The 13,322-nt window shown below is 67.1% G+C and carries 13 protein-coding genes; 6 read left to right on the top strand and 7 right to left on the bottom strand.

Annotated elements, in window-relative coordinates; genetic code table 11:
* From AC1DQR_RS02120 to AC1DQR_RS02130, 3 genes are read right to left on the bottom strand one after another with little or no spacing between them, the layout of a single operon-like run.
* Positions 1-1,215, bottom strand: coding sequence for a class I SAM-dependent methyltransferase (locus AC1DQR_RS02120; protein ID WP_477132425.1), 1,215 nt, complete (start codon positions 1,213-1,215; stop codon positions 1-3).
* A complete protein-coding gene (locus tag AC1DQR_RS02125; protein WP_477132426.1) occupies positions 1,212-2,069 on the bottom strand; it encodes a DUF1365 domain-containing protein in 858 nt (285 codons plus the stop codon). Before AC1DQR_RS02125 ends, AC1DQR_RS02120 begins: the two co-directional genes overlap by 4 nt.
* Entirely contained in the window at positions 2,066-3,409 is a 1,344-nt protein-coding gene (locus AC1DQR_RS02130) for an NAD(P)/FAD-dependent oxidoreductase (protein ID WP_477132427.1), read from the bottom strand. Before AC1DQR_RS02130 ends, AC1DQR_RS02125 begins: the two co-directional genes overlap by 4 nt.
* A gap of 188 nt (positions 3,410-3,597) precedes the next feature.
* On the opposite strand from AC1DQR_RS02130, the gene AC1DQR_RS02135 reads away from it, so the two are divergent.
* Positions 3,598-4,212 carry a TetR/AcrR family transcriptional regulator gene (locus tag AC1DQR_RS02135; RefSeq protein ID WP_174426277.1) on the top strand — a complete coding sequence of 205 codons (615 nt, stop codon included), beginning with the start codon at positions 3,598-3,600 and terminating at the stop codon, positions 4,210-4,212.
* Positions 4,213-4,317: 105 nt separating this feature from the next.
* On the opposite strand, the gene AC1DQR_RS02140 is transcribed toward AC1DQR_RS02135, so the two are convergent.
* Positions 4,318-4,587: a hypothetical protein gene (locus AC1DQR_RS02140; RefSeq protein ID WP_477132428.1), complete on the bottom strand. Its 270-nt coding sequence runs from the start codon at positions 4,585-4,587 to the stop codon at positions 4,318-4,320.
* Positions 4,588-4,844: 257 nt separating this feature from the next.
* Entirely contained in the window at positions 4,845-5,861 is a 1,017-nt protein-coding gene (locus tag AC1DQR_RS02145) for a sigma-54 interaction domain-containing protein (RefSeq protein WP_477132429.1), read from the bottom strand.
* Positions 5,862-6,185: 324 nt separating this feature from the next.
* Between AC1DQR_RS02145 and AC1DQR_RS02150 the strand changes: the two genes are divergently transcribed.
* The gene (locus tag AC1DQR_RS02150) at positions 6,186-7,595 is read left to right on the top strand and encodes a sigma-54-dependent transcriptional regulator (protein ID WP_416052574.1); all 1,410 of its coding nucleotides are present in this window, start codon (positions 6,186-6,188) and stop codon (positions 7,593-7,595) included.
* A gap of 173 nt (positions 7,596-7,768) precedes the next feature.
* A complete protein-coding gene (locus tag AC1DQR_RS02155) occupies positions 7,769-8,599 on the top strand; it encodes a sensor histidine kinase (RefSeq protein WP_477132430.1) in 831 nt (276 codons plus the stop codon).
* A gap of 243 nt (positions 8,600-8,842) precedes the next feature.
* Here the strand turns inward: AC1DQR_RS02155 and AC1DQR_RS02160 are convergent, their stop codons facing one another.
* Positions 8,843-10,801 carry a hybrid sensor histidine kinase/response regulator gene (locus AC1DQR_RS02160; protein ID WP_416052576.1) on the bottom strand — a complete coding sequence of 653 codons (1,959 nt, stop codon included), beginning with the start codon at positions 10,799-10,801 and terminating at the stop codon, positions 8,843-8,845.
* On the bottom strand, positions 10,798-11,043 hold the full coding sequence (locus tag AC1DQR_RS02165; protein WP_416052577.1) for a histidine kinase: 246 nt from the start codon (positions 11,041-11,043) through the stop codon (positions 10,798-10,800). The genes AC1DQR_RS02160 and AC1DQR_RS02165 overlap by 4 nt, the downstream gene beginning before the upstream one ends.
* 369 nt (positions 11,044-11,412) lie before the next feature.
* Between AC1DQR_RS02165 and nthA the strand changes: the two genes are divergently transcribed.
* From nthA to AC1DQR_RS02180, 3 genes are read left to right on the top strand one after another with little or no spacing between them, the layout of a single operon-like run.
* Complete coding sequence (gene nthA / locus AC1DQR_RS02170; RefSeq protein WP_477132431.1) at positions 11,413-12,147, top strand: nitrile hydratase subunit alpha; 735 nt, start codon at positions 11,413-11,415, stop codon at positions 12,145-12,147.
* Positions 12,144-12,815, top strand: a complete 672-nt coding sequence (gene nthB / locus AC1DQR_RS02175) for a nitrile hydratase subunit beta (RefSeq protein ID WP_416052579.1) — start codon at positions 12,144-12,146, stop codon at positions 12,813-12,815. The genes nthA and nthB overlap by 4 nt, the downstream gene beginning before the upstream one ends.
* Positions 12,808-13,194 carry a nitrile hydratase accessory protein gene (locus tag AC1DQR_RS02180; RefSeq protein WP_416052580.1) on the top strand — a complete coding sequence of 129 codons (387 nt, stop codon included), beginning with the start codon at positions 12,808-12,810 and terminating at the stop codon, positions 13,192-13,194. The genes nthB and AC1DQR_RS02180 overlap by 8 nt, the downstream gene beginning before the upstream one ends.
* Positions 13,195-13,322 lie beyond the last annotated feature (128 nt).

Raw genomic sequence — 13,322 nt, forward strand, 5'->3', positions numbered from 1 at the left:
TCAGGCTTGCCGCTGAAGCACGAACTGCATGACGTCGGTGCGGCCTTCGTCGAATCCGGCTTCGCAGTAGCACAGGTACAGGCGCCAGGTACGGATGAAGACCGCATCGAAGCCCTGCGCGGTGACATCATCAAGCCCCTGCTCGAAGGCCGCGCGCCAGCGCCGCAGCGTCTCGGCGTAATCCGAGCCAAACGCCAGCGTGACGCGGCATTCCAGCCCGGCCCGCAACCCAGCCCTCAGGAATCGCTCGGGGCTGGGCAGCATGCCGCCCGGGAACACGTACTCGCGGATAAAGTCGCTGCTCGCGCGGTAGGCCTTGAAGCGCGGCTCTTCGATGGTGATCGACTGGACCAGCGCGCGCGCGCCGGGCCGCAGGCGCTGGCGCAGCATCTGGAAGTAGCCGGGCCAATAGCGCTCGCCCACGGCCTCGAACATCTCGATGGAGACAATGGCGTCGTACTCGCCATCGAGGTCCCGGTAGTCGCGCAGCTCCAGCCGGGCGAGCCCTTCCAGCCCGGCCTGGGTCACGCGCTGCTGCGCCACCTCAAGCTGTGCGGCGGAGATGGTGATGCCGTGCACGTGGATGCCTTGCCTTGCCGCATGCATGGCAAAGCCGCCCCAGCCGCAGCCCACTTCCAGTACGCGCATGCCGGGCTTGAGGCCGAGCGTGTCGACGATATGCTGGTACTTGGCGTCCTGCGCCGCTTCCAGCGGCCGGCCCCGCTCGCCCTGGAACAGCGCGGCGGAATAAGTCCAGGTCGGGTCCAGCCAGCGCTGGTAGAAGGCGTTGCCCAGGTCGTAGTGCGCGTGGATGTTGCGGCGGCTGCCGGTGCGGCTGTTGGGGCGCAGCCGGTGGCGCAGGCCGTACCACCACCGCGCCAGCCAGCTGCCGACTACGGTCCGCGCCAGCGCGGACTCATTGCGGATGGCCAGGCGCAGCAGCGCGGTGAGGTCTGGCGTATCGAACCAGCCTGCGCGGTAGGCCTCGGCAAAGCCGATGTCCCCGGCGCGCAGGATCTCGGCACAGGCACGCCAGTCGCGCAGCTCCAGGCGCGCACCGGGTCCGGCATGCGGATCGCCAAACAGGCACTGCTCGCCCGAGGGTGCGACCAGCAACAGGTGGCCAACGCGGATGCGCGCGAGCAGGGTTAAGAAAAGACGGGCTGACGCAGGGGCACCGTCGGGCGGCAGGGTTAGCGCGCGAGAGGGCGTCATGGCTTGTTTTCCTCGAACTGCGACAGGTTGGCGGAGGGGTTGGGGAAACTCGTCGGGCCGGGGGGATCGGCACCGGGGCCTGGGTCTTTGCCGCGGAACGGCACTTTCTTCAGCCACAGGCGCAGCGCCTGCCAGTGGATGCGCGCCATCACCGACACCGTGAGCCAGGGCTGCCGTGCCAGCGCACCCAGCACATTGGCGCGCGAAAATGGCAGGCGGCGCCCGCCGATCGCGGTACGGATCACGAGGCCCGTGGCGTCGTAGTAGTCGATGCCGGCAAAGCTGGTGCCGCCGGTATCGCGCAGGCGGAACGCATAGCTGCCCTCGACCACGCAGAACGGCGACACATGCAGCGCCTTGTGGCAGCTCAGCACGGTGTCGGGGCCGATTGCGCAGCGGTCGGGCGCGCACAGCAAGTAACGGTGGCTAGCGCCAAACGTGTTGTTGACCTCGGCCAGCACCGCGCGCAACTGGCCGGCGCGGTCATGGCAATGCCAGAAGCTCACCGGGTTGAAGGCATAGCCGAACACGCGCGGGAACGTCTGCAGCCAGATCTCGCCGTCGGCCGGCAGGTTGGCCTCGACCAGCAGCTTGCGCATCCACGCGGCCAGGTCGCTGCCATCGCGCGGGCCGTAGTCGCGCGTGGCAAGCGACAGCGGCGCCCAGCGGTCGATGCCGAACCACCAGTGGCGCAAGGCAGGCAGGCGGTCGAGATTGCAGCGCAGGTAGAACACCGGATACACAAAGCGGTGCCGTGCGGGACGCAGGCGTTCATGCATCACGCGGCCAAGTAGCAACCACGCGGGCGGCGCGTCGGCGGGGCTGCTGGCGAGGTGGTCTTCCCTGCCGCTCATAGCCTGGCCCAGTCCGGCAGCACATCGAAATCGGCGGCCACGCGCAGCGCGGACTTGAGCCCGTCCTCATGGAAGCCGTAGCCCGTCCAGGCCCCGGCAAACCAGGTGCGGCGCCGGCCCTGCAACGCGGGCAGCGCGGACTGCGCCGCCACGGCGGCCAGGTCAAAGACCGGATGCTGGTAGTGGTAGCGGCCCAGTTCCGTGCCGGGCGCTGGCGCGGTGATGGGGTTGAGCGTCACCACCACCGGGGTCTTGAAGGGCAATGGCTGGAGCTGGTTGCACAGGTAGCTCACGCAGACCGGGCGGGTGTGGCCGGCATGATCGTGCGTGCCCGGGCCCGCATCGTGGGTGCCAACGGCACCGCCCAGGTAGTTCCAGGCTGACCACACCTTGCGCCGGCGCGGCAGCAGGGCCGGATCGGTATGCAGGATCGCCAGGTTCGGCTGGTACCGCACCGCGCCAAGCATATGGCGCTCGCCGGGATCCGCGTCGGCCAGCATGCGCAGCGTGGTGGGCGCGTGCGTGGCCAGCACCACCGCGTCGAAGTGCTCGGGGCCATCGTCGGTCAGCAGGTCAACGCCGTGGTCATGCCTGCGGATGCTGCGCACGGGCGTCGATATCCGGATGGCGGCATCGCGCTGCCCCAGTTGCGCGGAGATCCGCCGTACATAATCGCGCCCGCCGCCCTGCACCGTTTTCCACTGCGGCCGGTTGTTGACCTGCAGCAAGGCGTGGTTGAGGCAAAACCGCAGGAAGGTGGCGGCAGGGAAACGCAAGATATCGGCGGTCGCGCTGGACCAGATCGCCGCCGCCATCGGCAGCAGGTAGTTGTGGCGAAACGGCTGACCATAGCCGCCGTCGAGCAGCAATTGGTCCACCGAGCAGCCGCTCCGGGTGGCCAGCGCCAGGTTGCGCTCGGCGGCACCGTTGAAGCGCACGATATCGCGCAGCATCGACAGGAAGCTAGGCGAGAAGAGGTTGCGGCGCTGCGCGAACACGGTGTTGAGGTTGCTGCCGGCCCATTCCAGCCGGCCCTGGTCCAGCGATACGGAGAACGACATATCCGTGGGATAGGCCGTGACTCCAAGCTCGGCGAACAGCGCGATCAGGTTGGGATAGGTGCGGTCGTTGAACACCAGGAAGCCGGTGTCCACGGGATGGCGCGCCCCCTCCAGCTCGACCTCGACCGTGTTGGTATGCCCACCCAGGTAGTTACCGGCTTCAAACAGTGTGACGTTGTGCCGGCGCGACAGCAGATAGGCGCTCGCCAGGCCGGAGATGCCTGCGCCGACTATGGCGATGCGCTGGCCGCGCGGATAGGTTCCGGGCGCGCCGCTCATGCCGGTTCCTGGCTGGCGAGCGCGCGCTCGCCAATAGCGCCAGCCCTTGTGGCAGCTTGGCTGGCGGTGGTTGCAGGGCGGCAGTGCTGGGGATTTCCTGAATTCGACATCGCTTTGCCTGGATGGGTGCTAAGATGGTTTCGTACCGTGTTGGAAAAAAGATTACTACATAGTAGCGAGATTTACTAATGAGTATTTTCGGCAGGCTGAGTTTCAAGGACCAGGCCTTCAAGCTGCGTGAGGACGCGATCCTCGACGCGGCGACCCGCATCCTGGCTGGCAAGGGCTTCGACCTGATGACCATGGACGACGTGGCGCTGGAGGTCGGCATCTCCAAGCCCAGCCTCTACAAGCACTTCAAATCCAAGGAGGACCTGGTCGGCGAAGCGCTGATCCGGCTGATCGACGGCGCGCTCGAGTACCTGGAGCAGCTCCCGGGCGATCTCACGGGGCTGGCGCGCCTGCGCGCCTTGCTCGAGTGGGCGCTGCGGGTACGCCTGACCGGCGGGCTGCCGTTCCTGCCATCCACCAGCCCGCATGTGCGCGAAATGCTCACGCGCAACCTGCGCTACGTCACGCGCGTGCTCAAGCTCAACCGGCAACTGGAAAAGCTCGTGGCCGAGGCCAAGGCGGCGGGCGAGCTCGACCCGTCGCTGCCCGACGAGGTGATCCTGTTCAGCTATTACGCGCGCACTTGCGATCCGGCCGTGGAGTACCTGCAGCTGTACAGCAAGCTGGGCACCGACGCGATCGTCGAGCACATGCTCAAGGTCAGCTTTGAAGGGATGCGTAGTCACTTGTAGGCGGGCGCGGGCAAGCCGCGCGCTGGGGGTCCTGATGCCTACATGTACGGAGCGCAGCGGGGATTGGATGCGCGCCGGCAGCGCCCGGCCCCGGGGAGACGGGGCCTAGTCGAACTCGACGTAGAATTCGCCGCGCGGCCCGTCAAAGCCGACGCGTGGCACCTTGCCGTGTTCGCGGCTGGAGCGGGCCAGGGCGCGGAGCTCGGCCTGCCGGGCGGGCTCGCGCAGGCTGCGGCGGGCCTTGCTGCTGATCTCCACCGGGCCACACTGAGGGTTGTCGCAGTCGTACCGCACCCATTGCCCGTAGCTGCCTCGACGGGCACGGGCTGCGGCCTGGGTGCCGCAAAGCGGGCAGTATTCTTGTTTTTCCTTCATCGCCGTCAATGGTCGTAAAGGGGAGGGGGCAGGGGCAGGGAAATCGGTCCAGGCGCCATGCTGCCTCGCTGGTAGCAACGCAAAGTCGAATTGAAACGTGGCCAGCTACGCCGCCAGGCGGTCAACGTGCTGACAGACTTTGCATACAAGTCTGCGCAGTTCGCGATCGTGGTGCTGCCCCTCTTTAGAGGGGATCGATTGTCCGAGGGGCGCACCGGGACGCGGTGAGCGCGCCTCCAGCGGGCGAATGGCGCGGCTCAGCTCGTGCGATAGGCATCCAGCCGGTTGTAGAGCGTCTTCAGGCTGATGCCTAGCGAGTGCGCAGCCTGCCGCTTGTCGCCACCGAAGCGCGCCAGCGTGGCCAGGATGATCTCGCGCTGCGCGTCGGCCAGCGAAGTGCCGATGCGCACGTTGACGAAGCCGTCCAGCGTGGCTGGCCGCGGCGGTTGGGTGGCGATATTGGGGTTGGTGATGTCGATGACGCGGTCAGCCAGGATAAAGGCGCGATAGATGGTGTTCTTCAGTTCGCGCACATTGCCGGGCCAGCCATAGTGCCGCAACCTTTCCAGCGCCGTGCCGGAGAACACCTTGTCGGTGCCCTCCATGGCGTTGAATTCCGCCAGGAAGTGCCTGGCCAGCTGCGCGATATCTTCGCCACGCTCGCGCAGCGGCGGAATGTGCAACGGGAAGACCGCAAGGCGGTAAAGCAGATCCTCGCGCAGCTGGCCGGTGCGCACCGCATCAACGGGGTCGCGGTTGGTCGCGGCGAGGATGCGCACGTCGCACACGATCTGCGTGTCGCCGCCCACGCGGTGGAAGGTGCGCGTCTCCAGTACCCGCAGCAGCTTGATCTGCATGTCGGGCGCCATTTCCGTGACTTCATCCAGAAACAGCGTGCCGCCCCGGGCTTGCTCGAAATACCCGGCCTTCTGCTGCACGGCGCCCGTGAAGCCGCCTTTCTCGTGGCCGAACAACTCCGACTCGATCAGCGTGGGGGATATCGCCCCGCAATTGACCGCAACGAACGGCCCGGCCCGGCGTGCGCCACGGTCATGCACGGCGCGGGCTACCAGCTCCTTGCCGGTGCCGCTCTCGCCCACCGCCAGCATCGTGACTTCCGTGGCGGCCACGCGGTCGATCTGCGCGAGCAACTGCTGCATGACGGGCGAAGCGCTTTGCCATAGCAAGGCCGAGGGAGCCTGTACGGCGCGCCGCGGCGCGCCGCATGCCGGCGTGGCGGGAAGGGAGGCGGCAGGCGGGTTGAGGCTTGTCATCGAGTGCGGCATGGGGGCGCGATCGCCTATGGCCGGGTCGGCGGGAGGTGCGTCGGCGGTGGGGCAATCTGGCGGCAGTTGAGCTAATCCTAGCGCGTGCTTTGGCTTGAAGCCACTGTTTTGAAGGGCTCCTGCGCCAATGCGTGCCGGCGCGTGGCGTTGTCAGACAGACACTGGTACCGCTGCGGCTGGCGCCCGCATAAAATTGTTTGTATCCCCGGATTAACCTTGGCGCCAGGACGCACTGCCGCCCTATGTTCTGACATAGGGCCAGGACCGTGCTTGCCGTGGCCGCCGGGTGATACGGTGCCGATACGGAGAACGATGCCCCACATCCTGATCGTCGACGACGATGAAAATACTTGTGCCGCACTGTCCGAGATCGTGGCGGCCGAGGGCTTCACGTCCGCCACCGCAGGCGACCTGCGCGAAGCCTGCCTGCAGATCGGCTGGCAGGTGCCGGACGTCGTGCTGGCCGACCTGAAGCTGCCCGACGGCAGCGGCATGGACCTGTTCAACGAGGTCGGCACCGCCGGCGTTGAAGTGATCCTAATGACCGGCTACGCCAGCGTGGAATCCGCCGTGGATGCCCTGCGCCGGGGCGCCACCGATTACCTGGTCAAGCCGATCAACGTGACACGCCTGCGCACCGTCCTGAAGCGCATTGCCACCACCGGCGACCTCAAGGCGGAAATCCATTCCCTGCGCGACGAACTGCGCCGCTATGGCCGCTTTGGCCGCCTGCTTGGCAGCTCCGAAGCGATGCAGGTGGTCTACGACCAGCTCGGCAAAGTCGCGCCCACCGAGGCCACGGTGCTGCTGGTGGGCGAGAGCGGCACCGGCAAGGAGCTGGCCGCGCAGACCTTGCACGAACTCTCCGCGCGCCGGCGCCAGCCCTTCCTGGCCGTGAACTGCGGCGCGATTTCCTCCGCGCTGATCGAGTCCGAGATGTTCGGCCACGAGCGCGGCAGCTTTACGGGCGCGGAACGCCAGCACAAAGGCTACTTCGAGCGGGCCGACGGCGGCACGCTCTTTCTCGACGAAATCACCGAGATGCCGGTCGAGCTGCAGGTCAAGCTGCTGCGCGTACTGGAGTCCGGCGCCTTCATGCGCGTTGGCACCAACCGCGAGCTGCATGCCGATGTGCGTGTGGTGGCCGCCACCAACCGCAACCCGGAAGACGCGGTAGCCGAGGGCAAGCTGCGTGCCGACCTCTACCACCGGCTCAACGTGTTCCCCATCGAGCTGCCGCCGCTGCGCGCGCGCGCCGACGACGTGGTGCAGATCGCTAACACGCTGCTGGAGCAGATGAACGGTGAGCATGGCACGCAACGCCGCTTTGCTCCGGCGCTGCTCGATAGCCTGCTGCTGCATGCATGGCCCGGCAATGTGCGCGAGCTGCGCAACTTTGTGCAGCGCGCCTACATCATGGCCGACCAGGATCTCATTGCCGATGCGCACGTGCCGCTGCAGGTGGCCGCGACCAATTCGGCCGCCACCGCCATGGTCTCGGTGCCAGTGGGGATGTCGCTGGCCGAGGCCGACCGCCAGTTGATCTTCGCCACGCTGGAGCAGTGCTCTGGCGTGAAGAAGCACGCCGCCGAGATACTCGGCATCAGCCTCAAGACCTTGTATAACCGCCTGGAAGAATATGCATCAAGGGGGGAGTTGCCCGAATCGCTGCGCGCCAACGGCACCAGTACGCCGCCGGGCAGCACCACCGCGCCGACCTAGCATGTGCCGCGCGCCGCCAGCGTTCCTGGCGTGCCACCGTTGGATCGGATACCAAAAATTGGCCGGATGCGTGCCGGGATTACGGTTTCGCGCTACACGGATGCCATCCATTGGCGTGCGCGGTATGGTTATTGCATGACAACCGGGCGAGCATGCAGCCCCAAAAGGTGTCCATGTCGCAGCAACATCATCCTTCAGAAGGCCCCGACGCATCGGATCGTCCCGCGACCGTTGAACCCAGCGAGCCGATCCAGAGCGCCGCGGAAGTCGCCGCATTGATCAGCCAGGTGGCGCATGACCTGCGCTCCGCGCTTAACGGGGTGCAGAGCTGGTCCTACGTGCTGGACCACTCGATCGACACGCCGCCCGCCTCCGCTCAGCGGGCGCTTAGCGGCATCCGCACCGGCATGCAGCAGCAACTGGAGCTGATCGAACACATGGAGGAGGCAGTGGCGCTGCTGGCCGACGACAGCTCGCCGCGGTGGGAACGCGTAGACCTGCTGGCCGCATTGCAGAAGGCGATGGACAAGGTACGCCCGTTGGCCGAGGCGCGCGGCGTCACCCTGGCTGCGGGGTGTGTGGATGGCCTTGAGGGACAGCCTGCCGCCGCCCTGCTGGTCGACGCCGACCCGCGCCGCCTGGATCCGATGCTGCGTCACCTTCTGGTGCATTGCATCCGCCATGCGCGCAGCGCCGATACCGTGGAGACGCACCTCAAGCCCGAGGCCGGGCGGATCCGGCTGCGCATTACCGAGAGCCGGGCGCCCACCGGCGCACGCAGGGAAGAGCGCATTGCCGTGCTCTCCGATTTCTTCCGCCGGCGCAAGGCCCAGGACGGCATATCGGCGCCGCGCCAGGGCACTGCGCTGCTGCTCGCCAGGCGGCTGGTGGAAACGCATGGGGCGCACATCGAGGCCGAAGGGCAGGGGTGTTCGACCGATAGCGGATCGGTGTGCATTACAGTGAGTTTTCCGCTGCATACCACACCGTACGGAACCCCTTGAGCCCGTAGTTTTTACCGGTTGCAGCATAAAATGCATGGCGCCTGCGAAATGCCGTTTTCAGTTTGGCTTCGAAGCCTCAGGCCCGCTGCGGCGGCGGGGGCCTGTCGCCTGGCGGCGGATCGCTCACAGGCATGGGTGGATCGGGATCAGGCACTTCCGGGGGCGGAACCTCCGGCGGTGGCGGATTTTGATCAGGCTCGGGCGTGATATGAAAGTGCATCTGCATGCTCCATCTCCGAAAAATCAAGGTCGGGGGGCGACCGGCTCCCCAAGTTCATCCAGCATCCGCGACAACGCCTCCAGGTCCACCGGCTTCACCAGATGCCGGTCAAAACCGGCTTCGGCGGTCCGCTGCCGGTCAGCTGGCTGGCTATAACCCGTCAACGCTACCAGCCGCACATGCTGCAACTCCGGTATGGCACGCAGCCGTTGCGCAATCTCGAAGCCATCCATGGCCGGCATCCCGATATCCAGCAAGATTACATCGGGCTGCGCCTTGACCGCGCGCACGATGGCGGCCGGCCCGTCGATAGCGGTCACCACCGTGTGTCCCATGGCCTCCAGCGTGAGCGCCATGGCTTCCAGCGCATCGATGTTGTCGTCTACCACCATCACTGTGCGTGGTGTGCCGAGCGGGGATCGTAACTTGCCCACTTCGGGCTGCCAGCTCTGCCACGGCTGCGCGGGCAGCTCCACCACAAAGGTGCAGCCCAGGCCCGCGCCCGCGCTCTGCGCGTGGACAGTGCCGCCATGCAGCTTGACCAGCTTTTGCACCAGCGACAGCCCGATGCCCATGCCCTCCTGGCCGGTGGTGCCGCGGGACTTGTCGCCGTGATGCACGGTGGTTGGGTCGAAGATGGCTTGCAGCGCCTTTGGCGACAAGCCGGGGCCGTTGTCCCGCACCCGGACCGTGAGCAGCGTGCCATCGCTGGTGACTTCCAGCGCGAGCTGGCCGTCCGGCTGGGTATAGCGCGCCGCGTTGTGCAGCAGGTTGCTGAAGATCTGTGTCAGCCGCACCAGGTCGCCGCGTACGGGCATTGGCCCCTCGGGCACGCTCAGCCGCAGCGTGTGGCCGCGCGAATCGATCAACGGGCGCACGGCTTCCACGGCGGTGCTCAGCGCGGTGCGCAGCTCGACCAGGTCGTCGCGCAGCACGATCCGGCCCTGGGTGAAGCGCGAAATATCGAGCAGGTCATCCACCAGGCGGGTCAGGTGATGCAGCTGCCGGGCGATGATGTCGCGCGCCTTGAAGGTGTCCTCGCGGCTTGGCGCGCAGCGCATCAGCAAGTCGGCGGCGCTGCGCATCGGTGCGAGCGGGTTGCGCAGTTCGTGGGCCAGCATGGCGAGGAAATCGTCCTTGCGGCGGTCCTCGTCCAGCAGCATGCGCTCGGCGCGCTTTTGCGGAGTGATGTCCTGGCAGATACCGGCCACGCGATAGAACACGCCGGCCGTGTTGGAGACCGGGAATGCGCGCGCGCGGACCTCGCTGACTTCGCCATCGCCGCGCTCGAGCCGGAATTCCGCATCCATATGGCCGTCGCGCAGCATGGCATCGAATGCAGCCTCCATGCGCTCGCGGTCCTCGGCGTGCACGCTGGCGAGCCAGTTGCGCGGGTTGTGCTTGAGGTCTTCCACCGGGCGCCCCCAGAGCTGGGCAAATGACGGGCTCATGAACAGGAACTGGCTCTCGGCGGGGTCCAGGATCCACAGCGCGTCGGAGAGATTCTCGGCCAGCTGGCGGAACAGTTCCTCGTTCTCGCTCAGCGCTTGCGACGACTGGCGGGAGGCCTCCTCGGCCTTGCGCATGCGCAGCAGGGCATTGATGCTCGACACCAGTTCTTCCGCGTCCACGGGCTCGATCAGGTAGCTGTCGGCGCCGCCATCCAGGGCCTGAACCCGGTGGCGCGATTCGGTCAGCGCGGCTGAAGTCTGCAGCACCAGCGTGCTGGCGGTCTCGGGATCGCTCTTGATCAGCCGGCACACCTCCAGCCCACTGATGTCGGGCAGCTTCACATCCAGCAGCACCAGGTCCGGGGCATGCTGGCGTACCAGCGACAGCGCGGCCTGTCCGCTCGCGGCCTCCAGCACGGAGAAGCCCGCGCGCTGCAGGATGCGGCCCTTGACGTAGCGAGGCCCGTCGCTATCGTCCACGTTGAGGATCAGCGGGCGCCTGGCGTTGATGGGAGAGGGCAGGATGTTCATGGCGAACTCAGCGAAGTGGCATATCGAAAGGTGCTGTCCAGCGTGAATTCGGTGACGTCCACGTCGGTCTTGCCCGAGGCAATCATCGCCAGGTCGAGCAAGTCGTCGACCAGCTGGCTCAGCGCCTCGGCGGAATGGCGCACCGTCGTCACCTGGTGCACCTGCCCCGCATTGAGCGGGCCATCGGTCTGGAGCGCTCGGAAAGGCAGGCGGCCCATGCGAAGAATTGGAATGCGCTCCATATCCGTTCGTGCGTTGCGCGCGGCTAGCGTGGGGCGGAGCTTGTAAGAAGGACAAGGCCGTCAGGGCCCTGATCGGTATCTTCTGCATGTGGCGTTCGCGCCACGATTCTCCCCCCTTGATATGCCAAAGGCTGCGTTTCCCATTGGCCGGCCACGGTTTGCAGGCGCTGCCCTGGAGCCGGCAGGCCTGGCTCGGGCCGCCTGATGGCCCGGATGGAGGAAATGGCGCAAGAGCCGTGCCCACGTGTAGGACCCTGCATCAGGAGGGCGCAGGGCGGCCCGGATTGCCAGGCGCCGCACGCGCGGCCATACTGAGCGCTCAGCAGTGTCCGTGCCAGAACGATCCCGGAACGATCTCCCCAGACATCGATGCGCCAAGACTCTCCCGACTCGCCATCCAGTCCCCCTCATGGCCCTGACCATGACCATGACCATGACCATGACCATGACCATGACCATGACCATGAGCATGACCATGACCATGATCACGGCGGCAGCACGCTCTCCGAGATGGATCTGCGCGTGCGCGCGCTGGAATCCCTGCTGGTGGAGAAGGGCTATGTCGACCCGGCCGCGCTGGATGTCCTGATCGAGACCTACGAGCAACATATCGGCCCACGCAACGGGGCGCGCGTGGTCGCCAAGGCCTGGGCCGATCCCGCCTACAAGGCGTGGCTGCTGGCGGACGCCACCGCGGCCATCGCCTCGCTCGGTTTTACCGGGCGCCAGGGCGAGCACATGATCGTGCTGGAGAACACGCCCGCCACCCACAACATGGTGGTTTGCACGCTGTGCTCCTGCTATCCCTGGCCGGTGCTGGGATTGCCACCGGTCTGGTACAAGTCTGCGCCGTACCGCGCGCGGGCGGTGATCGACCCGCGCGGCGTGCTGCGCGATTTTGGCTTTACGCTGCCGCAGGCGGTGCAGATCCAGGTGTGGGACTCCACCGCCGAACTGCGCTACCTGGTGCTGCCCATGCGCCCGGCCGGCACCGAGGGCTGGGGCGAGCAAGCGCTGGCGGAACTGGTGACCCGTGACGCGATGATCGGCACGGGCCTGCTGCCGGATGTGACCACGCCGGCAACGGCAGGGGAGCCGCAATGAACGGTGGGCAGGACCTCGGCGGCATGCAGGGCTTCGGCCCGGTTCGCCCGGAAGCCGATGAGCCGGTGTTCCACGCCGGCTGGGAGCGCCGCATGCTCGCACTGACGCTCGCCATGGGTGCGCTCGGCAAGTGGAATATCGACACCATGCGCGCGGCCCGCGAAAGCCTGCCGCCGGCGCAGTACCTTGGCAGCAGCTACTACCAGATCTGGTTCGAAGGCCTCAAGGCCATGCTGCTCAGGACTGGCATGGCCAACGCGGAAGAAATCGCCAGCGGCGCATCCACCACGCCGCCGCTGCCCCTCGCGCGCATCCTGAGCGCGGATCAGGTTGCCCCGGCCCTGGCGCGCGGCACGCCTAGCGTCCGGTCCGCGCCGGGAGCAGCCCGTTTCCAGGTGGGCGACCGGGTACGCACCCGCCAGATGCATCCCGCCGGCCACACCCGGCTGCCACGCTATTGCCGTGGACGGCAGGGCGAGATCGCGGCTGTGCATGGCGCCCATGTGTTCCCGGACGCCAGCGCCGCCGGGGCGGGCGACCAGCCACAGTGGCTCTACACCGTGCGCTTTGCTGCCACCGAGTTGTGGGGTCCCGACACCACCGCGGCCTCGGTCTGTGCGGATTGCTGGGAGTCCTACCTTGACCCGGCGGAGGTGGCCCATGGCTGATCCGGCGTCAACTTTGCCCTCGCCCGCAAGTCTGCAGGCCATGCGGGCAGCACTGCCGGCACTGCCTTGCGACAGCACCGGACCGGTGTTCCGTGAGCCGTGGGAAGCACAGGCCTTTGCGCTGGCGCTCGCCTTGCATGAGCGCGGCGCCTTTACCTGGACGGAATGGGCGGCCACCCTGTCCCAGGTCATCCGCGAAGCCCAGGCAGGCGGGGATCCCGACAACGGCGAGCATTACTACCGCTTCTGGCTGACCGCGCTGGAGCGGCTCGCCGCGGCCAAGGGCCTGGTCGACGCCAGCGCGCTGCTGAACCGGCGCGACGCGTGGGACGCGGCGGCCCGGCGCACGCCCCACGGCCAGCCCATCGAGCTTGGCTGAGGGGCCAAGGGGCAGGTTTCATCGCAACGTTCAGGCCAAAGACATGCCGCCGGAGCGCGCCCGGCCACTTGCCCGCCAGCGATCCGGCCTCGCTCGTGCTACCGTAGCGGACTAGACGCTATCAAGCG

Source organism: Cupriavidus sp. 05L411, from assembly GCF_056398045.1.